Source organism: Kribbella sp. NPDC104218, from assembly GCF_055584105.1.
Map to the genome: position 1 here is coordinate 3,088,560 of NZ_JBVJMQ010000001.1, position 20,696 is coordinate 3,109,255.

Here is a 20,696-nt window from a genome sequence, read left to right on the forward strand (position 1 = left end):
GGCAACGGCATTTCCCTGACAGCATCACGATCTTTGTCTAGTCTTGACCCGTGAATCAGACCGGAGGCGAGCCGCCACGCGGCCGGGGTGGCCAGCTGGCCGCCCAACGGCAGGCCACGATCGTTGCCGAGGTCAACAGTCGGGGCGCCATCACGGTCGCCGAGCTGGTCGAGCGGTTCGGCGTGTCGGACATGACGATCCGCCGCGACCTGGACGCGCTGGACTCCAGCGGCCTGCTGCACAAGGTGCACGGCGGCGCGACGTCGGTGGGGTTGCGCAGCGCGCACGAGCCCGGCTTCGACGCCAAGCTGACCCAGGAGTCCGGCGCCAAACAGGCGATCGCCGCCGAGGCCGCCCACCGCGTCCAGCCCGATTCCGCGATCGGCATCGGCGCCGGGACGACGACGTACGCGCTGGCCCGCCAGCTGCTCCGCGTCGAGAACCTGACCGTCGTGACGAACTCGGCCCGGATCGCCGACGTCTTCCACGGCAACGCCCGCTCGGACCGGACGGTCGTGCTGATCGGCGGCATCCGGACGCCGTCCGACGCGCTGGTCGGCCCGATCGCGACCGCCGCGCTCGGCTCGCTGCACCTCGACCTGCTCTTCCTCGGCGCCCACGGCGTCGACGCCGAACACGGCCTGAGTACGCCGAACCTGATGGAGGCCGAGACCAACCGGTCGTTCATCGCGGCCAGCCGTGAGGTCGTCGTGGTCGCCGACCACACCAAGTGGGGGACGGTCGGGCTGAGCACCTTCGCGACCTGGGCCGATCTCGACGTGATCATCACCGACGACGGCCTGTCCACCCCGGCCCGCAAGGCGATGCGTGACACTGGGTGCGAGCTAGTCATCGCTTCGTGAAGTCCGAGCCGCTGGGGCGGCCCTACTGGGTGTTGTGGGTCGCGGGGGCGGTCTCGTTCCTCGGGAGCGGGATCATGTTCGGCGCGCTGCCGCTGCTGGCCGCGTCGATGAGCCGCGACCCGCGGATCGTCTCGCTGTCCGAGGCGGTCGCGGGCCTGGGCTGGCTGTTGCTCGGGCTGGTCTCCGGCGTGCTGGTCGACCGCTGGCGGCGGACGTCGACGATGTGGATCGTCGACGCGATCCGCGCGGTGATCGCCGGCGGGTTCGCGACCGCCGTCCTGCTCGGTCACGAGAGCATCCCGCTGCTGCTCGTCACCGGTTTCCTGCTCGGCATGCTGGCGCCGTTCTTCGACAACGCGTCGTCCGCGATCATCCCGGACCTGGTCCGGCCGGCCGCGCTCGAACGGGCCAACGGCTACAACCAGGCCGCGCTGCTCCTGCTGTCGAACCTGATCGGCCCGCCGTTCGGCGCGGCCCTGTTCGTGCTGCACAAGGGCCTGCCGATCCTCGTCGACGCGATCTCGTTCGGGCTGGCGGCCGTCCTGGTCTTCGCCGTCCGCCGCGCCGCGCCGGCCCGCGAGCTGTCACCGGACCGCCACCTCGGCCGCGAGCTCAAAGCCGGCCTCGCCTATCTGTGGCGGCACAAACTGCTGCGCTCGATGTGCCTGCTGCTGATGGTCTCGAACGCGGTCGGCTCCGGCATCATCGCGATCCTCGTCCTCTACGTCCTCGATGCGCTGCACCTGCCGGAGGCCTGGTTCGGCTGGCTGGTCGCGATCTACGCCGTCGGCGGCATCGCCGGCGCGGCCCTCGCGCCCGCGCTCGCGCGCCGCTTCTCGACGTCGGTGAACCTGATCGTCTCGATGCTCGTGCTGGCGGTGGCGACCATCGTCTTCGGTCTGTTCGGCACCCTGGCCGCGATCATCCCGGGCGCGATCCTGATGGGGTTCGGCGGCACCTGGTGGAACGTCGTCTCGATCACGCTGCGGCAGCGGATCGTCCCGGCCGAGTTGCTCGGCCGGGTCACCGCCGTCTACCGGATGGTCGCGTTCTGCGCGGCGCCGCTGGGCGCGATCGGCGCGGGTTTCCTTGCCCACCGCACCGACCTGCGGACGCCGTACCTGGTGATGGGCGTGCTGCTGTTCCTCGCGACCCTCGCCTACGCGCCGCTGATCCGGCGCGAGCTCAGGACTTCGCCTTGACCGTGTAGGTCTTGCCGAACAGCTTGTGCGCCTGTTTGAGCCCGATGTTGCCATCGGCCCCGACACTGCCCGGAACGCAGCCGTCCTTCTGGATCTGCCACTTGGTGGCCTCGTTCTTGGTGTCGATGTCGTAGTTGCCGCTCAGCTTGAGGTTCCGGCCGTCCTTCAGCTTGATCCCGTTCAGCACGAACTGCAGCCGCTTCACGCTGTCGGAGTTCGCCGTCCCGAACCGGAGCTTGTCGACGAAGACGAGCCCGGAGGCGAGGACGGTCGCCGCCGCCATCAGCCGCTGCGGCGCGCCCGCGCTGAACACCAGCGACGGCGGGAAGATACAGATCTCGTTGGACGCCGTACCGTCGCCCGGCACACCCTCCTTCGAGCCGATCCCCTTCAGGTAGTCGTACCGGCCGGCCCGGTCGCGGTGGCCCCACATCGCGGCCAGGTGCAGGTGCGGGCCGGTCGCGTTCCCCGAGCTGCCCGAGTCGCCGAGTTTCTGCCCGGCCTTGACCTTCTGCCCTTTCGTCACGTCGATCCCCGGCGACAGATGCTGGTACAGCACCGAGGCCTTCCGGCCGGCGTGCGTGATCCCCAGCAACACCCAGTTGGACGGCGCGCCGGTGACTTGTTTGGGCTTGTTGGTCACGCCGTCGTTGCAGTCCAGGACGACGCCGTCCGCGACCGCGAAGACCGGCGTACCGGTCACCACGGGATAGTCGAACGCCGCGTGCAGACCGCCTTTGGAATAACGCCATCTGGTGCCGACCGTCAGTTTTCCGGCAGGCAAAGGCTGGGCCATCGCCCCCACCCCAATCCCCCTGTAGTCCTTCCCCTTAAGGGGAAAGTACGCCGGGAGAGGGCCCTTGCCCAGACCTCGGAACCGCCTTCGCCCGAACGGGCAGGCGATCAATCAGTTGATTCTCGACGCTCCGTCCGAGGGGGTTGCAGCGAGTGCCGTCGGGGCCGTGAACCCCTGCTCCGCAAAGGCTTTCTCGATCGCGGCGAGGACGGCGCTCGCGTCGTCGGACGGGACCAGCGCGATGATGCAGCCGCCGAATCCGCCGCCGGTCATCCGGGCGCCGATCGCCCCGGCGGCGAGCGCGGTGTCGACGGCGACGTCCAGCTCGGGCACGGTGACCTCGAAGTCGTCGCGCAGCGAGACGTGTGAGGCGGTGAACAGCGGGCCGACGTCCCGCAGTCGGCCGGCCTTGAGCAGCGCGATCGCGTCCTCGGTCCGCTTGATCTCGGTCACCACGTGCCGGACGCGCCGCCGGTCCACCTCGTCGTCGAGTCGCGCGAGCGCGGCGTCCAGGTCGGCGTCCGCGATCGAACGCAACGCCGGGACGCCGAGCTGCGCCGCGGCGTGCTCGCAGCTCTTCCGGCGGGCGGCGTACTCACCGTCGGCATGCCGGTGCGGGGCCTTCACATCGACCACCAGCAGCGTCAGGCCGTCGGCCTCGGGGTCGAACGGGATCTGGTCGAGCGCGCCGGAGCGGATGTCGAAGGCGAGCGCGTGACCGGCCGTGCAGCACATGGACGCCGTCTGGTCCATCAGGCCGACCGGGGCTCCGACGTACTGGTTCTCGGCGCGCTGGGCGAGTTTGGCGACCTCGGCCGGGTCGACCTCGACGTCGACCAGCCCGAGCAGCGCGATCTGGGTCGCGCAGAGCAGCGCCGCGGACGACGACAGCCCCGCGCCGGAGGGCAGGTCGGACTCGAACAGCAGATTCGCCCCGCCGATCGGGTAGCCGGCCTCGCGCAGCACCCAGGCCGCGCCGGCCGGGTACGCCGCCCAGTCGCCGACCGACTTCGGCGCCAGCTCGTCGATCGCGAACTCGATCACGCGCTGGTGCCCGGCCGAGGAGACGGCGATCCGGCCGTCGGCGCGTTTCGACGCCGTCACGACGATCTGGTTCGGCAGCGCGATCGGCAGGACGACGCCGTCGTTGTAGTCGGTGTGCTCGCCGATCAGGTTGACCCGGCCGGGCGCGCGCCAGCGGCCGGCGGGCGGCGTCCCGAAAACGTCCTCGAAGCTCACGAGCCCACCTTTCGCAGGGTCTCGGCCACGTCCTCCGGCCGGGTGTCGCTGATGAAGGCGCCCATCCCGGACTCCGAGCCGGCCAGGTACTTGATCTTGTCGGCAGCGCGGCGGATGGAGAGCACCTCCAGGTGAAGGTAGCCCAGCTCGCGATCGATCCGGACCGGGGCCTGGTGCCAGGCGGCGATATAGGGGAGCGGATCGCCGTACAGGCTGTCGAAGCGGTTCAGGACGTCGAGGTAGAGCTGCGCGAAGTCGTCCCGCTCGCCGATCGAGAGGTCGTCGATCCCGGCCACCTGGCGGTGCGGGTACAGGTGCACCTCGACCGGCCAGCGGGCCGCCTCGGGGACGAACGCCGTCCAGTTGCCGTTCTGCGCGACGACGCGGGCGCCGTCCTTGCGCTCGGCGGCCAGGACGTCGGCGAACAGGTTGCTCCCGGCAACCTGCTGGTGGGCGCGGGCGCGGTCCATCAGCGTCCGCATCCGCGGCGGGATGAACGGGTAGGCGTAGATCTGGCCGTGCGGATGGCTGAGCGTGACGCCGATCTCGCGGCCGCGGTTCTCGAACGGGAACACGTACTGGACGTCGTCCCGGGCGCTCAGGTCGGCGTTCCGGTCCGCCCAGGTGTCGACGACCAGGCGGGCCTGGCCCTGCGAGAGCTGGGTGAACGAGCCGTTGTGGTCGCTGGTGAAGCAGACCACCTCGGTGCGGCCCGGGCCGGCGAACGACGGGAACCGGTTCTCGAAGACGGCCACGTTGTAGTCGTGGTCGGGGATCTCGGTCGCGTTCTCCGGCTTACTGGCGCACAGCGGGCACTGGTCGGCCGGCGGCAGGTACGTCCGGGTGTTGCGGTGCGTGGCGTAGGTGATCACGTCACCGGTCAGCGGGTCCGTCCGCAGGTCGACCTGCGGCTGCGGCGCGGGCAGGCCGCGCGTGTCCGCGAGCGGGACGCGCGCCGGAGCGTCGGCCGGGTCGTAGTAGAAGAGCTCCCGGCCGTCGGACAGCCGGGTATCCGTTCGGCGCGCACCACGCGGTGTGTTCACGCTAATCATCGTAAACCAACAAACTCGAACATGCATCGTGAGACCTGCCACCGGTACTCTTGACGGATGGACGACTACGCCCTACGCCCGCCCTCTCGCCCAAGACCGAGAGGGCTCTAGGAACTCCCAGCTATGAACGACACCCTGCTCAATATCGTCTTGATCCTGGTCTTCGTGCTGATCGGCGGCGTCTTCGCCGCGGCCGAGATGGCCCTGGTCTCGCTGCGTGAGTCGCAGCTGAAGGCCCTGTCGCAGCGCGGCCGCCGCGGCGCGATCGTCGCCAAGGTGGCCGCGAACCCGAACCGCTTCCTGTCCGCCGTGCAGATCGGCGTGACGCTGATGGGCTTCCTGTCCGCGGCGTTCGGCGGCGCGACCCTGGCCGACGCCCTGTCGCCGCACCTGCAGGATCTCGGCCTGCCCGAGGGCGTGGCCGACACCGTCGCCCTGGTGCTGATCACCGTGATGATCTCCTACGTCTCGATCGTGCTCGGCGAGCTCGCGGCCAAGCGGCTGGCGCTGCAGCGGGCCGAGACGTTCGCGCTCGGCCTGGCCCCGCTGGTGGACCGGATCGCCTCGGTCGCCCGCCCGGTGATCTGGCTGCTCTCGAAATCCACCGACCTGGTCGTCCGCGCGCTCGGCGGCGACCCGAACGCGAACCGCGAGGTGATGTCGGACGAGGAGCTGCGCGATGTCATCTCCGCGCACGAGTCGCTCGGGGAGGAGGAGCGCCGGATCGTGGACGACGTCTTCGAGGCCGGCAGCCGCCAGCTCCGCGAGCTGATGCTGCCGCGTACCGAGGTCGACTTCGTCGATGCCGAGATGCCGGCGTACAAGGCGGTCAAGTTCGCCTCCGACCGGCCGCACTCGCGGTACCCGGTGATGAACGGCTCGGCCGACGACATCGTCGGGTTCGTCCACGTCCGGGATCTGTTCGACCCCGCGGTCGCGTCCCGCTCGGTCCGGGTCGGCGACCTGGCCCGCGAGGTGCTGATGCTGCCCGACACCGCGAAACTGCTGCCGACGCTGACCGAGATGCGCCGCCGCAGCACGCACCTCGCGATCGTCCTCGACGAGTACGGCGGCACGGCCGGCATCGTCACGCTGGAGGACCTCGTCGAGGAGCTGATCGGCGACATCCGCGACGAGTACGACGAGGAGTCCGCCGAGACGACCCGCTTCCGCGGCGGTGACATGGAGGTCGACGGCCTGCTCAACCTCGACGACTTCGCCGACGAGACCGGTCTCGAGCTGCCCGACGGCCCCTACGAGACCGTCGGCGGTTTCCTCGCCGCCCAGCTGGGCAAGGTCCCGGCCATCGGCGACGAGGCCCGCGTCGACCATCACACGATCACCGTCAAGGAGATGGACGGACGCCGGGTGGCGCGCGTCCGCGTCCACCGGGTCAGGCCGGAGACGGAAGACCAGCAGCCGGATCTTCCGCTCGAGTCTCCAGCAACCGTCGCCGACTGAGGATCACGACCCCGCCGCCGACGTACCCGAGACCCTGGAAGATCAGCAGCGGGATGATCCCGACCACCTCGCCGAGCAACCCGGCGGCGGCGATCCCGATCAGTACGGTCAGGCCTTTGGCGGCCAGCACGGCGCCGAAGACCCGGCCGCGGGTGCCGTCGGCGGTGAGCCGTTGCAACACGGTCATCATCCCGGCGACCGCGAACGCCCCCGGCAACCCGACCGCGACCATACAAACGAACGCGGGCACCAGGCTGTCCCACAGCAGCGGGTAGCAGAACAGCACCAGATCGATCAGCCCGAACCACAAGGCGCCGACGCCCCACATAGTTGCCGCGCGCAACCGTGTGCCCAGACTCGCGGCCACCAGCCCACCCGCGATCCCGCCCACGGCCTGCGCCGAAACGATCAGCCCGTAAGCCTTCCCGTCCCCGCCGAGCTCACTCGACACGAACGGCGCGAACAAGGTGCTCATCACCCCTTCGCCCAATCCGGTCACCAAGCAGAACACGAAGAGCAGCCGCATCGCCGACCCGCCAACACACAACCGAAGTCCCTCGGCCCACTCCTGCCGCAACCGCACCACCGCTGCCCCCACGCGTCCGCCCTTCCCTCCCCGCATCCGGTCACCCGCCGAGACGCGAGTGGAGCGATGTCGGACAGCACTCAGCAGTGCTGCGGCGACCAGCAAGGCAGCTGTATCCGCGACGGCCAGCAGCGGCAGCCCGCCGGCGGCGGCGAGGAGACCGCCGAGGGCGGCGCCGATGAGGCGGGCGACGTCGCGGATCTGGCTGTTGAGGGCGTTCGCGGTGATCAGCTGATCGCTGGAGACGAGCAGTGGGATGACGGACTGCTCGGCGGGCTGGAAGAACTGTTGCAGGCAGGCCTGGGCGAGGACGGCGGCGTACACGATCCACAGCGCGCTCGCGTCGCGCACGAACAACAGAGGCAGCAGGACGGCCGCGTTCAGCAGGTTCGCGATGATCATCGTGCGGCGCTGGTCCCAGCGGTCGACGAAGACGCCGGCGAGCGACCCGAGCAGGACGGTCGGCGCGAACGACGCGAGCAGCAGACCGCCCGATGCGAGGGTCGAGCCGGTCAATACGTAGACCTGGAAGGCGAGGCCGGTGCGCAGCAGCCAGTCGCCGGTGAGAGAGATCAGCCCGGCGCCCAGCACCAGCCGGTAGTCGCGCTGCCGCGCGAGCACGCCCCACAAGTCCTTCATCGCTACTCCTCCGGCGAGACGGTGACGATCTGGGTGATGGAGACGTGTCGGCTGCCGGGCGGTCGCGTCGTCTTGTCGTCGATCGGCCGCTCGGCGACGTATCGCTTGATCAGCGCGTCGATCTGGTCGGTCAGCTCGGCGAACTCGGCGCCGGTCAGATAGATGCCGCTCTGGCCGATGCCGGCGTTGTCGCGCCAGATCGGCTCCTCGTCGAGGCGCTGCTGCTGCCACTGCCCGAGGGAGTCCAGAGCGCGCTCGGCCAACAGCTGTTCGAGGACGTCGGCCGCTGCGGCGCCCTCCGGCGTCCGGGCGGCGTCCCGCCAGGACTGCGACGTCGACACCAGTCGCCACGGCCGCTCGCGGTTGTCCTTCCCCGGTGCCGGCTCGACGAACTGGTACTTCGCCAACTGCCGCAGGTGATGCGAAGCCAGCGCCTGGCTGATCCCGAGCCGGCGCGCCGCATCCGCCGCCGTCAGCGGACCTTCCCGCCCGAGCAGCGCCTGCAGGTCGAGCCGCACCGGATGCGCCATCGCCCGGATCGCCAACGGGTCGTCGAGCAGCCGCGTTCGCTTCTCCAAAGACATGCTTGGAATATCCGCCGACCAGCAGCAGATGTCAAGCCCTTGCTTGGAATCCCGGCGATGCGCCGACGAACGGGTAGTAGTCGGCGGACGGCTTTCGGTTTGCGCTGGGCGGGGGCGGCGCGGGGGAGCGGGGCGCCACCTTTACCCGTTCGTCGGTCCGGATCAGTCGGTGTGGTCGCGGATCCATTCGAGGGCGGGTTCGGCCTGGGTGAGGATCGAGATGTGGGTTTCGCGGGGGTGTAGGGCGAGGGTGGCGCGGGGGAGGTGTGCGGCGAGCCAGCGGGCGTGGGTGCTGGGGACGATGCGGTCGGCTTCGCCGTGACAGAGCAGGGTGGGGGCTTGGACGGCGGTTGGGTCGCAGCCCCAGGGGCGGACGTACGAGCAGTCGTCGTCGATCAGGCCGTCCGGGCCGGCGGGCATCGATTGGTCGCCGGCGACCGAGCCGAGCCAGCCCCAGGGGCCGTCGAACATGGCCAGGTCGGTCGAGGTGAACTCGAGGTCGTACTCGGGGCCGGAGGTCTCGTGGTGGAGTTTCGCCTCCCGGCCTGCGGCTGCGGCGCGGAGCGAAATCCGGCCGGAGTCGAGCATGCCGTCGTACCAGTCGAGTCCGGCGGCGGCGTACGGCGCGATCGCGGCGAAGGTGGCGACTGCCTCGACCCGCTCGGGGAGCAGTGCGGCCGCGCCGAGCGCGAACGTGCCGCCGCCGGAGTAGCCCATCAGCGCGAAGGTGTCGATCCCGGCGGCATCGACGACCGCGGCCAGGTCGGCCGCGACCGTGGCGACGCCGCGCCCCGGAGCGGCGGTCGAGCCGCCGTAACCCGGGCGGTCGAACGAGATCCAGCGGACGCCGAGCCAGTCGCCGGCCTCGAACAGCGGGACCGGCGGCGTGCCGAGGTTCGGCGTCCCGTGGCACCAGACGACCGCCAGCCGGGCGTCGTCACACGGCGCGCTGTCATAAGTGCGCAGGACGCGCCCGTCCGGCAGCCGGAGGTCGGTCTCGTACATGGTGCTCACCTTAAGAAGAGGAACCTGCCCTGGTGAGCGATACGTCGGAGCCGTCCCGTTCGGCTCGACAACCCGCCCCCTAACTGAGCAGACGGGTGTGGTTACCGCGGGTAGCCAGTGTCGGGTCGAGGACGCCGAGTGCGAGCCAGGTGGCGCCGCTGACGCCGTCCCGGGCGGTCAGGATCTCCCCGTCGAACTGCTGGTGAAAGGCCTCCCTCAGCAACAGACCGACCGGAGATTGTTCACCGGCGACACTGCCGGCCAGCACCAGCGGGGTGTTGTCCTTCGTTGTCCGGATCCTTCCGACCGTTGCTGTGAGCAATTCGGCTGCGCGTTTCACCAGGGCCTGCGCGGTCTGGTCGCCCTGCTCGTACGCCGACACGACCGTGCGGGCCAGCTCGGCCAGCAGGACCGGTGGCCGCCGGTTCACCTCGCGAATCAGCTCGTCACGCACGATGTCGTACCCCTCACGGCGTGCAATCAGGGCCTCGTCGCGGTCCGGCAGCAGTTGCTGCAGAACGGCGTCCTGCAGGAGCCCGAGCGGCTCGCCCAGATCGAACGCGAGCAGCAGACTGCGCACCGCCTCGCGGCCGAGCCAGAACCCCGAGCCGTCATCGCCCAGTAACCATCCGTGACCATCCGCGGTCCGGACCAGTTTGCGGTCTCGGATCAGGCCGGCCGCGCATCCCGTGCCCGCAATCAGCACTGTTCCGTCCGCTTCCGGCGTACCGGATGCGAAAGCGACCTCGATATCGCCGATGAACTCCGGTTCCACGGTCAGGCCGGCGCCGTACCAGGCCGCGTCGAACTCGGCCCGGACGTCCGGCCGGGCCAGCGCCGAGCCGCCGGCCGCGCCGATCACGGCGGCCTTCACAGCGGCCGGATCGACCCCCGCCACGGCGGCCTGCAGGGCCTGACCGAAGTTGGCCGCGGCACTCACCGGATGGCTGATCGGATTTCCCCCGGCGGCGGCCCCTCGGCCGACTACGTTGCCCTCATGGTCCGCGATCACGATCCGGGTGGAGGTGCCGCCGAGATCGCCGCCCAGGACCAGCGAGCCGGCGGGCTTCCAGACCAATGTGTCCACAGGTTCCGGCAGCGGGCGTTCTACCGACATACGCAATGCTCCAAACTGCTCAAAAGAGGCCTTTATGGACATCAGTGGACAAGGTCACACAACGGTCCCGATCTGGGGGCCGGAGTGAGATGAGCCTTGACTTTAGCTGCCACTTGAGAAAAGTTCTGTCCAGCAAACCGCAAACTTGCGCAGTTGTCGGCATGAAGAGTGTCGCAGCGAACACATTATTTAAGGGGTGGGGCCGATCATGGCCAGCAGTGACCAGAGCGGACCGGGGGAGAACATGGCGGTGAGCGCGCAGAGTTTTGTTCACGCGCTGACCCCGATCCTGGCTGCCGTCACCGAGCAGATCGACGGTCCGATCCAGCAGGCGGCCGACCTCTTCGTCACCTCCCTGCGCGCGAACGGCGTCATCCAGGCCTTCGGCTCCGGGCACTCCGAAGCCCTCGCGATGGAGATCGCGGGGCGGGCCGGCGGCCTGATCGCCAGTAACCGGATCGCGTTGCGCGACCTGGTGCTGCTCGGCGGTGAGCCGGCCGAGCTGCTGCGCAGCGCCGAGCTCGAGCGCGACCCGTCGTACTCCCGCAAGCTCTACGAGCTGTCCGCCGCGCGGCCGGGCGATCTGTTCGTGATCGCCTCGAACTCCGGTGTGAACGGCTCGATCGTCGAGCTCGCGAAGGTTGTCAAGGACAACGGTCACCCGCTGGTCGCGATCACCTCGCTGCAGCACACCGCGGGCGTCGACTCCCGGCACCCGTCCGGGAAGAAGCTGATCGACTTCGCCGACGTCGTCCTCGACAACCACGCGCCCTACGGCGACTCCGTACTGGACCTGCCCGGTGGCGGCAAGGTCTGCGCCGTGTCCTCCATCACGGCAGCGCTGATTGCGCAGATGCTGGTCGCGGAAGTGCTCCGCCGGTTGACCGACGCGGGCGAGACCCCGCCGGTCTACCTGTCCGCGAACATCCCGGGCGGCGACGAGCACAACCACGCCCTTGAAGCCCAGTACGCCGGCCGGATCCGGCGTACTGCCTGAAACACACTCGGAAGGCGGGACCATGACCACTCCCAACCCCCTGTCGCGGCGGCTGTTCCTGCAGCGCGCGGCGGTCGGCACCCTGCTCGCCACCGGCGGCAGCACGCTGCTGGCGGCCTGCGCCGGCAGTGGTAGCAGCAACGACAGCGGCAACAGCGGCGGTGGCGCCGACAAGACCGCGGACAACCCGTTCGGGCTGGCGGAGAAGGCGACCGTCGAGGCGATCATCTTCAACGGCGGTTACGGCTACGACTACGTGACGTTCGCGGCCGACATCGCGCAGAAGAAGTGGGCCGGCTCGACGTTCAAGGTCGACCCGTCGACCCAGATCGCCCAGCAACTGCAGCCGCGCTTCGTCGGCGGCAACCCGCCGGACCTGATCGACAACTCCGGCGCGAACCAGATCGGCTTCAACACGATCCTGGACCAGCTGACGCCGCTGGACGACGTCTTCGAGGCCAACAACTACGAGGGCACGAAGATCGCCGACACCCTGTACCCGGGGGCGAAGGTGCCGGGGACCTTCGACGGCAAGTTCGTCGCGATGAACTACGTCCTGACCCTGTACGGCGTCTGGTACTCCGACAGCCTGTTCAAGGAGAACGGCTGGGAGCCGCCGAAGACCTACGAGGGCCTGCTCGAGCTCGGCGCCAAGGCCAAGGCCAAGAACAAGTACCTGTTCGTCTGGGGCAAGGAAGCCGCCACCTACTACCACACGATGGCCGTCGACGGCGCCATCAAGGAGGGCGGCGACGAGGTCCGGCTGGCGCTGGAGAACCTCAAGGAGAACTGCTGGTCGATGCCGCAGTTCCAGGGCATCTTCAAGGCCCTGGAGACGATGGTCAAGAACGGGTACTTCGTGCCCGGTGGCGCCGGTACCCAGTTCACCGCCGCCCAGGCCAAGTGGAGCAACGACCAGCAGGCGCTGCTCTACCCGTCGGGCTCGTGGATCGAGAACGAGATGAAGAAGGCCACCAAGGCCGGCTTCGACATGAAGGGCGTCCCGGAGCCGACGCTGACCGACGCGCCGAAGCTGCCGTACGAGTCGCTGCGCAGCGCGGCCGGCGAGCCGTTCATCATCCCGTCCAAGGGCAAGAACGTTGCCGGTGGCAAGGAGCTGCTCCGGGCCATGCTGTCGAAGGAGGCCGCGACCAACTTCGCCAAGACCCGGCTCGCCCCGACCATCGTCAAGGGCCTGGTCCCGGCCGACGGCTTCGGCTCGACCGCACTGCAGTCGCAGACCGCGATGCTGGACGCGGCCGGCACGAACATCTTCGACTACCAGGTCTTCGGCCTCTACGGCATGAACACCGACCAGCTCGTCGTCTGGAACTCGTTCCTGTCCGGCCAGCTGGACGCCGCCGGCCTGGCCAAGGGTCTGCAGCAGATCACCGACAAGGTGCGCAACGACAGCTCCGTCAAGAAGATCCCGGTCACCAAGTGACCACAACGCACGAGGCCGTGCCGGGTGAGGGTCCGCAGCAGCGGACCGTCACCCGGCGTCGCCGGCCGTTGACCTTCGATCGCGTCAGCTTCATGGTCGTGTTCCTCGGCCTGCCGCTGACGGTCTTCGTGATCTTCGTCGCCTCGCCGTTCGTGCAGGCGTTGTACTACTCGCTGACCGACTGGTCCGGGTTCAGCTCGGGGATGAACTTCGTCGGCCTCGACAACTACGTGAAGCTCTTCAACGACGACATCTTCCTCAAGGCCGTGCGGAACAACGTGCTGCTGGCGATCGTCGTCCCGGTCGTGACGATCGTGCTGGCGCTGACGCTGGCCACCCTGGTCACGATCGGCGGCTCGGGCACCGGGACCGTCCGCGGTCTGAAGAACGCAGGGTTCTACCGGATCATCTCGTTCTTCCCGTACGTGATCCCGGCGATCGTGATCGGTCTGATCTGGGCGCAGGTGTTCACGCCGACCTCCGGCATCCTGGACGCCGTCCTGAATCAGATCGGCCTGACCGGGTTCAAGGACTTCGCCTGGCTCGGTGACGCGCGGACCGCGATGCCGGCCTCGATGTTCGTGATGATCTGGGGCGCCGTCGGCTTCTACATGGTGCTGTTCATCGCCGCCATCCGGGGGATCGACCCCGAGGTGTTCGAGGCGGCCCGGATCGACGGCGCCGGCCGGTTCCGGACCGCGACCCGGATCACCGTGCCGCTGATCCGTGACAACGTGCAGACGGCGTACATCTACCTCGGGATCGCCGCCCTCGACGCGTTCGTCTACATGCAGGCGCTGAACCCCGGCGGTGGCCCGCAGAACTCGACCCTGGTCATGCCCCAGCAGCTGTTCACCACAGCCTTCAGCAAGGGGCAGTTCGGTTACTCGACGGCGATGGGTGTGGTGCTCGCCGCGGTGACGATGCTGTTCGCGCTCATTGTCTTCACGGTGAACGCACTGACCGGTGGCCGTGACCCGCGGAAAGTGAAGGTACGCCGATGACGACACTCGCTGCCGGGCCCCGTTCACGGGGCGCCAAAGAAGGCCGTGGGGTGGCGACGATCGCGCATATCGCGCTGATCATCTGGTCGCTGCTGGTCATCCTGCCGCTGCTGTGGACGCTGCTCTCCTCGTTCAAGTCCACGCAGGAGGTGCTGGGCAACCCGCTGTCGCTGCCGGGCAAGCTGCACTTCGAGAACTACGCCAACGCCTGGACGACGGCCGGGATCGGCCGGTACTTCCTGAACACGGTGATCGTCGTCGGTACCGCACTGGTGCTGGTGATGGTGCTCGGCGCCATGTGCGCCTACGTGCTGGCAAGGTTCACCTTCCCGGGGAACCGGCTGATCTACTACTCGATGCTGGCCGGTCTGACCTTCCCGGTCTTCCTGGCGATCGTGCCGCTGTTCTTCGTCCTGAAGAACCTGGCGCTGCTGAACACGCTGCCCGGGTTGATCATGACCTACGTCGCGTTCGCGCTGCCGTTCACGGTCTTCTTCCTGCACAGCTTCTTCAAGGCGCTGCCGGGGGAGATCTACGAGGCGGCGCAGATCGACGGCGCCGGTGAGTGGCGCTCGTTCTTCGCGGTGATGTTGCCGATGGCCCGGCCCGGGATGGCGTCGGTCGCGATCTTCAACTTCCTCGGGTTGTGGAACCAGTTCCTGCTCCCGGTCGCGCTGAACACCGACTCGGACAACTACGTGCTCTCCCAGGGCATGGCGTCGTTCGCCTCGCAGGCCGGTTACGCGGTGGACTTCGGCGCGTTGTTCGCGGCCGTGATCATCACCGTGGCCCCGGTGCTGGTGGTCTACATCATCTTCCAGCGTCAGCTGCAGGTGTCGGTCACCCAGGGCGGCGTCAAGTAACAGCTCCGCCGTCGGCCTGGATCCGCCGGATCCAGGCCGACAGGTGTGACCAATTCTCACTGAGAGTGAATGGGTTAGCTTAGGGTTTCCTAACCTTTTCACTTCCTGTGAGGTCTCGATGCGCAAGTTCTTGCGCCCTGTGGTGCTGCTCGTCGTCCCGTTGCTCGGTCTGGCCGCTGCCTGTGGCAGTGGTGAACCGACGGACAGCCCGGCCGCGGCGTCGTCCCAGGGCGGCGTCGAGGACGGCGCGTTCCCCGTCACGATCAAGAACAAGTGGGGCGACGCCGTCATCAAGGAGGCGCCGAAGCGCGTCGTCGTGGTCGGTCTGATCGAGCAGGACGCGCTGCTCGCGCTCGGCGTCGCGCCGGTCGGGACGACGGAGTGGTTCGGCGACAAGCCGGGCGCGTTGTTCCCGTGGGCGAAGGAGAAGCTCGGTGACGCGCCGCTGCCGACGGTGCTGTCGGACAAGGACGGCATCCAGTTCGAGAAGGTCGCGGGTCTCGCGCCGGATCTGATCATCGGGCTGTACTCGGGCATCACGGCCGCTGACTACAAGAAGCTCGAGGCGATCGCGCCGACCGTCGCGCAGCCGGCCGACGGCGGCGCCGACTACAGCGTCACCTGGCAGACCGCGACCAAGACCGTCGGCCAGGCGGTCGGCAAGCCGAAGGCGGCCGCCGAGCTGGTCGCCGGGATCGAGAAGAAGTTCGCCGAGACCCGGGCCGCGCACCCCGAGTTCCAGGGCAAGACCGGGCTGATGGCGTCGCCGTGGGAGGGCTACTTCCTCTACGGCCGGCAGGACCCGCGCTCCAAGGTGCTCGCCGACCTCGGCTTCACGCTGCCGCCGGAGATGGACAAGATCGTCGGCGACAAGTTCGGCGCGAACCTGAGCGCCGAGCGGATCGCCCTGGTCGACCAGCAGGTCCTGGTCTGGTTCCCGGCCAAGGACGGCACCGCCAAACTCAAGGCCGACCCGCTGCTGAAGAACCTCAAGGCGCGCGCCGAAGGTCGCGAGATCTTCATCGAGGAGAACTACGACGACGAGTTCTACGGAGCCACCAGCTTCGTCTCCGTCCTCAGCCTCCCCACCGTCCTCGAGCATCTCGTCCCCAAACTCACCGCCGCCCTCGACGGCGACCCCGCCACCACCGCCTAAGGCCACACCACCTCGTCCAGAAAATCCTCCACCGCCGTCGCCACCCGCCCCAGCACGGCGGCCGACGCCGCGAGCCGGCCCGGGACGTACATCCCGTGGCCGGCCCCCGGCACCTCCAACACATAAGGCGTCAACTCCCGCGCCAGCCCGCCGTCCCAAGCCGCATCCGCCGTCCCGCCCACCAACAAGAACGGCGCCCGCGCCCCCCGCAACCCCTCCACCACCCAACCGCTACTCAAAATCGGACTCAACCAAACCCCCGGCACCCCCCAATCCCCCACCACCGCACTCGCATAACCCCCCAAAGACCGCCCAACCACCAAAACCTCCCCACCCGCCGCCCCACCCTCCCCAACCACCGGAGACGGGCCTGGACGAACTACGGCAGACGTGGGACCGCCGGGCCCCACCTCCCCAGGCGCCGCGCGACCCTCCCCAACCACCGGTGAGGGGCTTGGGTGAACTACTTCTTGCGGCCGCCGGCTACCTGACCACTGGGAAAGGTGTTCGGCCGCGACAGCGGACGTGGGACCGCCGGGGCTTGCAAGCCCCGCCAGCGCGAGCTCGACTCGGCTGCAGACCCAGGGGCCGCGCTCGGGTTCGGTGAGGGTGAGGGGCTCGTCGGGGTCGTCCCACCAGATGCGGTGGATGTGGGCCCCACGCCGTTCGGCGGCGTCCGCGGCGTACATCGGTAGCGGCGCGGTCGGGCCGTTCTGGCCGCCGGGGACGATGATGGCGGTGCGGGAGGTCATAGTGCGGACTGTATGGCGCGGGGGCGACCCGGTGTGAGCGAGGACCGGGACGCTGGCAGAATCGGGGGTATGTCCCTCGCTGCGTCTGACCCCTCCGCAGCCGGAACCGAGCGGCGCCCGCGGGTGCTGTCCGGGATCCAGCCGACGGCGGACTCGTTTCACTTCGGCAACTACCTCGGCGCGGTGCGGCAGTGGGTGGCCCTGCAGGACGACCATGAGGCGTTCTACTGCGTGGTCGACCTGCACGCGATCACCGTCGAGTACGAGCCGAAGGCGCTCCGCGAGCGGACGCGGCGGTCGGTCGCCCAGCTGCTGGCGGCCGGGATCGACCCCGAGCGGTCGACGCTCTTCGTCCAGTCGCACGTCCCGGAGCACGCGCAGCTGGGCTGGGTGCTCGGCTGCCTGACCGGCTTCGGCGAGGCCAGCCGGATGACGCAGTTCAAGGACAAGTCCGCCAAGGGCGGCGCGGACCGGGCGACCGTCGGCCTGTTCACGTACCCGATCCTGCAGGCCGCCGACATCCTGATCTACCAGGCCGACCGCGTCCCCGTCGGCGAGGACCAGCGCCAGCACCTGGAGCTGACCCGCGACCTGGCCGGCCGCTTCAACCACCGCTTCGGCAAGACCTTCCGGCTGCCCGAGCCGTACATCGTCAAGGAGACCGCGAAGATCTCCGACCTGCAGGACCCGACCGCCAAGATGAGCAAGTCCAGCTCCTCGCCGGCCGGCATCATCGACCTGCTCGACGACCCGAAGGTGAGCGCGAAGAAGATCCGCTCCGCGGTCACCGACTCCGGCCGGGACGTGATCTTCGACCCGGAGCAGAAGGCCGGCGTCGCCAACCTGCTGACCATCTACTCGGCCCTGACCGGTAAGAAGATCAGCGAGCTCGAGGACGAGTACGCCGGTCGCGGCTACGGCGACTTCAAGAAGGACCTGGCCGACGTCGTCGTCGAGTTCGTCACGCCGTTCCGGGAGAAGACCCTCGGCTACCTCGACGACAAGGCCCAGCTGGACGCGATCATGGCGGCCGGCGCCGAGCGCGCCCGCGCGGTCACCGAGCGGACGCTGACCCGCGTCTACGACCGGCTCGGGTTCGTCCCCGGCAGCCCCCGATGACGACGATCGGCGTCGCGATCCCGATCGCCGAACCCTACGGCTCGGAGCTGCAGAAGCACCGGGCCGAGTTCGGCGACCCGATGGCCGCCTCGATCCCGACCCACGTCACGCTGCTGCCGCCGACCGACATCCCGGACGGCGACCTGGCCGCGATCGACGAGCACCTGCTCGCGGTGGCCGCGCGGTTCCCGCGGTTCCGGATCCGGCTGCGCGGGACGGCGACGTTCCGGCCGATCTCGCCAGTGGTCTTCGTCCCGCTGGCCGAGGGCATCTCCTCGTGCGAGGTCCTGCAGTCGCAGGTCCGCTCCGGGCCGCTGCAGGTCGACCTGCGGTTCCCGTACCACCCGCACGTGACGGTCGCCCACGACCTCGACAAGGCCGCCCTCGACCGCGCGTACGACACGCTGTCGGAGTACGACTGCGCGTTCGACGTCGACGCCTTCAGCCGGTACGAGCACGGCGCGGACGGCGTGTGGCGCCCGCAACGCTCGTTCCCCCTGGCAGGCTGAGCTTCCTGCTTCGGGGTACAGGAGTGTTATGAACATCAAGGCTGTCTGGGCGCGGTTCGCACGGACCCAGATCTGGCGGGCGTGGCAGCGGTACGGCGATCGCCGGGGCAACCGGTTGGCCGGGGCAACGAGTTTCTTCGGCTTCCTGTCGCTGTTCCCGCTGATCGTGCTGGCCGCCGCCGTCACCGGGCCGCTGCTCGGCAGCGGCGCCGTCCAGAGCCTGAAGACGGCGCTGAAGACGAACCTGCCCGGGATCGGCGACAAGATCGACATCGACGCGCTGATCGCCAACGCGGGCACGATCGGCCTCGTCTCCGGCATCTCGCTGCTGTTCACCGGCCTCGGCTGGATCGACTCCCTGCGCGCGTCGATCCGCTCCATGCACGAGCTCGACGATCAGCCCGGGAACGCCGTCCAGCTCAAACTGATCGACCTGGGCGCGCTGATCGGCCTCGGCCTGATCGGCGCCGTCGGCACCGGCGCCTCGTCCATCCTGACCGGCGTCTCCGAGCGCATCGTCGCCGCGGCCGATCTGGACGGCAGCTGGCTGGCCAACTGGGGTCTGGATCTGATCAGCCTGGTCCTGGGTATCGCCGCCGGCGCGCTCCTCTTCGCCTACCTCCAGACAGCCCTCCCGCGGATCGTCCTACCCCGCAAGGTGCTGCTGATCGCTGCCCTGGCCGGCGGAATCCTCTTCTACCTGGCCCAGAAGCTCGGCAACGTCTACGTCAAGCACGTCCTCGGCTCCAACGCCGCCTACGGCGCCCTGGCCCTCCCGCTGGCCCTCCTGGTCTGGATCTACCTGATGACCCGAGTCATCATGCTGATCGCCGCCTGGACCAAAGAAGCCGCCCTGGACGCCGAAGCCCGCGCGGCCTCCGACGAATCCCGCCTCCGGATCGCCGAGGCTCCCATCCCGCCGCACGAGCCGCTCCTCCCCGGCCCGCCCGGCAAGCGCTACAAGGTCGTCCCCATCCCTCAGAAGAAGGCCGACACCGTAGCCGTCACCGCGGGCGCCGTCCTCGGCATCGCCGCCACCACCATCGCCCTCCATCTCACCAAAGCCGCCCGCTCCCTCCGCCGCTGAACACGCGCACGAAGGACAGGACGTAGGCGTCTACGTATAGGCCCGGCTCACGCCTGGAGGTCTGCCCGCCGCGGCTCGGCCCGGCAGGTTCCTCCTGTCGTTCGTGCCGGGCTAGTGGCGGCGTCGGCGGGGACGCTTGAGGAACAGCCCCAGCAGCAGCACCGCGGGCGCGGCCCAGAGCCAGGCGGGGATGCTGAGGAACGAGTTGACCGTACGGACGGGGGTGTCGACGGTGCGGGTGGTGGGGAGCGGGCCAGCGGCTTGGGGTTTGTCGTCGTCGGCGGTCGCGGGCGGCGGGGGCGGCGTGGGCTTGGCGAGTGTGCCGACCGGGGTGAGGTCGTCGTAGTGCTGGAAGGCCCAGGTGAGGAGGGTGGCGGCGTCGGTGGTGATGCCGTGCGGGGAGTCGAGCATGGTGACGACGAGGGTGTGGTTGTTCCGGCGGGCGGCGCCGATGAAGGTGTTGCGGGCGAGAGTGGTGTAGCCGGTCTTGATGCCGAGGGCGCCGTCGTAGCTGAAGAGCAGCTTGTTCTGGTTGGCGACCTGGTAGGTGCCTTTCGTGGCCAGCGGGAAGTTCGTGTACTTCGTGGCCGCGTACTTCGCGAAGTCGGGCCGCTTGAGCCCGGCCTGGGCGAAGAGGGCCAGGTCGTAGGCGCTGGACAACTGCCCGTCGGCGTCCAGCCCGGTCGGGTCCGTGACCCGGGTGTCGAAGGCTCCGAGCTCCTTCGCCTTGGCGTTCATCCGCTGGATCGTCCCCGCGACGCCGCCCTCGTCATGCTCGCAGAGCGCGTTCACGGCATCGTTCCCCGAGGCCAGGAACATGCCCTCGAAGAGCAGATCGACCGTGTACTTCAGCCCCGGCGACACCCCGACCTTGCTGCCGACGATCCCGGCGTCCTCGTCGGTCCCGATCACCCGGTCGGTCTTCTTCAGCCGCGGGAGCAGCACCAGCGCGGTCAGCGTCTTGAGCGTGGACGCCGGCCGCAGCTTCGCGTGCGGCGCCTTCGCGACCAGCACCTCGCCGGTGTCGACATCGGCCACGACGTACGCCGACGACCGGACGACCGGCGGCGTCGCCCCCGCGGCGACCACCGTCGGCTTCGCGGTCAGCAGCGCGCCGCCGACCGGCCCGTGCGGGCTCCGGTCGACGGCAGTCGCTGTCAGCGGCTGCGCGACCACCAGTGCGGTGGTCGCGCAGGCCGTCAGAAGCAAACGCATCGGCGG

20 protein-coding genes are annotated in these 20,696 nt (G+C 69.2%); 11 read left to right on the forward strand and 9 right to left on the reverse strand.

Going from position 1 to position 20,696, the window contains the following annotated elements; all coding sequences use genetic code 11:
* The first annotated feature begins 50 nt into the window (after positions 1–50).
* Together ACZ6ZD_RS14525 and ACZ6ZD_RS14530 are read left to right on the forward strand one after the other, a co-directional pair.
* Positions 51–863 (forward strand): DeoR/GlpR family DNA-binding transcription regulator, encoded by an 813-nt coding sequence (locus tag ACZ6ZD_RS14525; protein ID WP_465671977.1) that lies wholly within the window; start codon positions 51–53, stop codon positions 861–863.
* Entirely contained in the window at positions 860–2,065 is a 1,206-nt protein-coding gene (locus ACZ6ZD_RS14530) for an MFS transporter (RefSeq protein ID WP_465671979.1), read from the forward strand. The genes ACZ6ZD_RS14525 and ACZ6ZD_RS14530 overlap by 4 nt, the downstream gene beginning before the upstream one ends.
* On the opposite strand, the gene ACZ6ZD_RS14535 is transcribed toward ACZ6ZD_RS14530, so the two are convergent.
* The 3 genes from ACZ6ZD_RS14535 to galT form a co-directional block, all read right to left on the reverse strand.
* Positions 2,049–2,861, reverse strand: a complete 813-nt coding sequence (locus ACZ6ZD_RS14535; RefSeq protein WP_465671981.1) for a M23 family metallopeptidase — start codon at positions 2,859–2,861, stop codon at positions 2,049–2,051. The genes ACZ6ZD_RS14530 and ACZ6ZD_RS14535 overlap by 17 nt on opposite strands.
* A 111-nt stretch (positions 2,862–2,972) precedes the next feature.
* Positions 2,973–4,100, reverse strand: coding sequence for a galactokinase (gene galK, locus ACZ6ZD_RS14540; RefSeq protein ID WP_465671983.1), 1,128 nt, complete (start codon positions 4,098–4,100; stop codon positions 2,973–2,975).
* A complete protein-coding gene (gene galT, locus ACZ6ZD_RS14545; RefSeq protein ID WP_465671985.1) occupies positions 4,097–5,143 on the reverse strand; it encodes a galactose-1-phosphate uridylyltransferase in 1,047 nt (348 codons plus the stop codon). Before galT ends, galK begins: the two co-directional genes overlap by 4 nt.
* A gap of 132 nt (positions 5,144–5,275) precedes the next feature.
* On the opposite strand from galT, the gene ACZ6ZD_RS14550 reads away from it, so the two are divergent.
* The gene (locus tag ACZ6ZD_RS14550; protein ID WP_465671987.1) at positions 5,276–6,613 is read left to right on the forward strand and encodes a hemolysin family protein; all 1,338 of its coding nucleotides are present in this window, start codon (positions 5,276–5,278) and stop codon (positions 6,611–6,613) included.
* On the opposite strand, the gene ACZ6ZD_RS14555 is transcribed toward ACZ6ZD_RS14550, so the two are convergent.
* From ACZ6ZD_RS14555 to ACZ6ZD_RS14570, 4 genes are all read right to left on the reverse strand, one after another.
* Positions 6,546–7,838: an MFS transporter gene (locus ACZ6ZD_RS14555; protein ID WP_465671989.1), complete on the reverse strand. Its 1,293-nt coding sequence runs from the start codon at positions 7,836–7,838 to the stop codon at positions 6,546–6,548. The genes ACZ6ZD_RS14550 and ACZ6ZD_RS14555 overlap by 68 nt on opposite strands.
* A gap of 2 nt (positions 7,839–7,840) precedes the next feature.
* Positions 7,841–8,422, reverse strand: coding sequence for an ArsR/SmtB family transcription factor (locus ACZ6ZD_RS14560; RefSeq protein WP_465671991.1), 582 nt, complete (start codon positions 8,420–8,422; stop codon positions 7,841–7,843).
* A 162-nt stretch (positions 8,423–8,584) separates the two neighbouring features.
* The gene (locus ACZ6ZD_RS14565) at positions 8,585–9,427 is read right to left on the reverse strand and encodes an alpha/beta fold hydrolase (protein ID WP_465671993.1); all 843 of its coding nucleotides are present in this window, start codon (positions 9,425–9,427) and stop codon (positions 8,585–8,587) included.
* Between the two features lie 79 nt (positions 9,428–9,506).
* Positions 9,507–10,544, reverse strand: a complete 1,038-nt coding sequence (locus ACZ6ZD_RS14570; protein WP_465671995.1) for an N-acetylglucosamine kinase — start codon at positions 10,542–10,544, stop codon at positions 9,507–9,509.
* 208 nt (positions 10,545–10,752) lie between these two features.
* Here ACZ6ZD_RS14570 and ACZ6ZD_RS14575 point away from each other — a divergent pair, with 208 nt between their 5' ends.
* From ACZ6ZD_RS14575 to ACZ6ZD_RS14595, 5 genes are all read left to right on the forward strand, one after another.
* Positions 10,753–11,541, forward strand: coding sequence for a sugar isomerase domain-containing protein (locus ACZ6ZD_RS14575; protein WP_465671997.1), 789 nt, complete (start codon positions 10,753–10,755; stop codon positions 11,539–11,541).
* A 22-nt stretch (positions 11,542–11,563) separates the two neighbouring features.
* Positions 11,564–12,985 carry an N-acetylglucosamine/diacetylchitobiose ABC transporter substrate-binding protein gene (gene ngcE, locus ACZ6ZD_RS14580; protein WP_465671999.1) on the forward strand — a complete coding sequence of 474 codons (1,422 nt, stop codon included), beginning with the start codon at positions 11,564–11,566 and terminating at the stop codon, positions 12,983–12,985.
* Positions 12,982–13,989, forward strand: coding sequence for a carbohydrate ABC transporter permease (locus tag ACZ6ZD_RS14585; protein WP_465672001.1), 1,008 nt, complete (start codon positions 12,982–12,984; stop codon positions 13,987–13,989). The genes ngcE and ACZ6ZD_RS14585 overlap by 4 nt, the downstream gene beginning before the upstream one ends.
* On the forward strand, positions 13,986–14,852 hold the full coding sequence (locus tag ACZ6ZD_RS14590) for a carbohydrate ABC transporter permease (protein WP_465672003.1): 867 nt from the start codon (positions 13,986–13,988) through the stop codon (positions 14,850–14,852). Before ACZ6ZD_RS14585 ends, ACZ6ZD_RS14590 begins: the two co-directional genes overlap by 4 nt.
* Before the next feature lie 118 nt (positions 14,853–14,970).
* Positions 14,971–16,008 (forward strand): iron-siderophore ABC transporter substrate-binding protein, encoded by a 1,038-nt coding sequence (locus ACZ6ZD_RS14595; RefSeq protein WP_465672005.1) that lies wholly within the window; start codon positions 14,971–14,973, stop codon positions 16,006–16,008.
* On the opposite strand, the gene ACZ6ZD_RS14600 is transcribed toward ACZ6ZD_RS14595, so the two are convergent.
* A complete protein-coding gene (locus ACZ6ZD_RS14600) occupies positions 16,005–16,229 on the reverse strand; it encodes a hypothetical protein (RefSeq protein ID WP_465672007.1) in 225 nt (74 codons plus the stop codon). The two genes, ACZ6ZD_RS14595 and ACZ6ZD_RS14600, sit on opposite strands and share 4 nt — an antisense overlap.
* Positions 16,230–16,829: 600 nt before the next feature.
* On the opposite strand from ACZ6ZD_RS14600, the gene trpS reads away from it, so the two are divergent.
* Genes trpS through ACZ6ZD_RS14615 form a run of 3 tightly spaced genes read left to right on the forward strand, consistent with a single transcriptional unit; the run spans position 16,830 to position 19,475 of the window.
* Positions 16,830–17,879 carry a tryptophan--tRNA ligase gene (trpS, locus tag ACZ6ZD_RS14605; protein WP_465672009.1) on the forward strand — a complete coding sequence of 350 codons (1,050 nt, stop codon included), beginning with the start codon at positions 16,830–16,832 and terminating at the stop codon, positions 17,877–17,879.
* Positions 17,876–18,388 (forward strand): 2'-5' RNA ligase family protein, encoded by a 513-nt coding sequence (locus ACZ6ZD_RS14610; RefSeq protein WP_465672011.1) that lies wholly within the window; start codon positions 17,876–17,878, stop codon positions 18,386–18,388. Before trpS ends, ACZ6ZD_RS14610 begins: the two co-directional genes overlap by 4 nt.
* 28 nt (positions 18,389–18,416) lie before the next feature.
* Positions 18,417–19,475, forward strand: coding sequence for a YihY/virulence factor BrkB family protein (locus ACZ6ZD_RS14615; RefSeq protein ID WP_465672013.1), 1,059 nt, complete (start codon positions 18,417–18,419; stop codon positions 19,473–19,475).
* Positions 19,476–19,586: 111 nt separating this feature from the next.
* Here the strand turns inward: ACZ6ZD_RS14615 and ACZ6ZD_RS14620 are convergent, their stop codons facing one another.
* Entirely contained in the window at positions 19,587–20,690 is a 1,104-nt protein-coding gene (locus ACZ6ZD_RS14620) for a D-alanyl-D-alanine carboxypeptidase family protein (RefSeq protein ID WP_465672015.1), read from the reverse strand.
* Positions 20,691–20,696 lie beyond the last annotated feature (6 nt).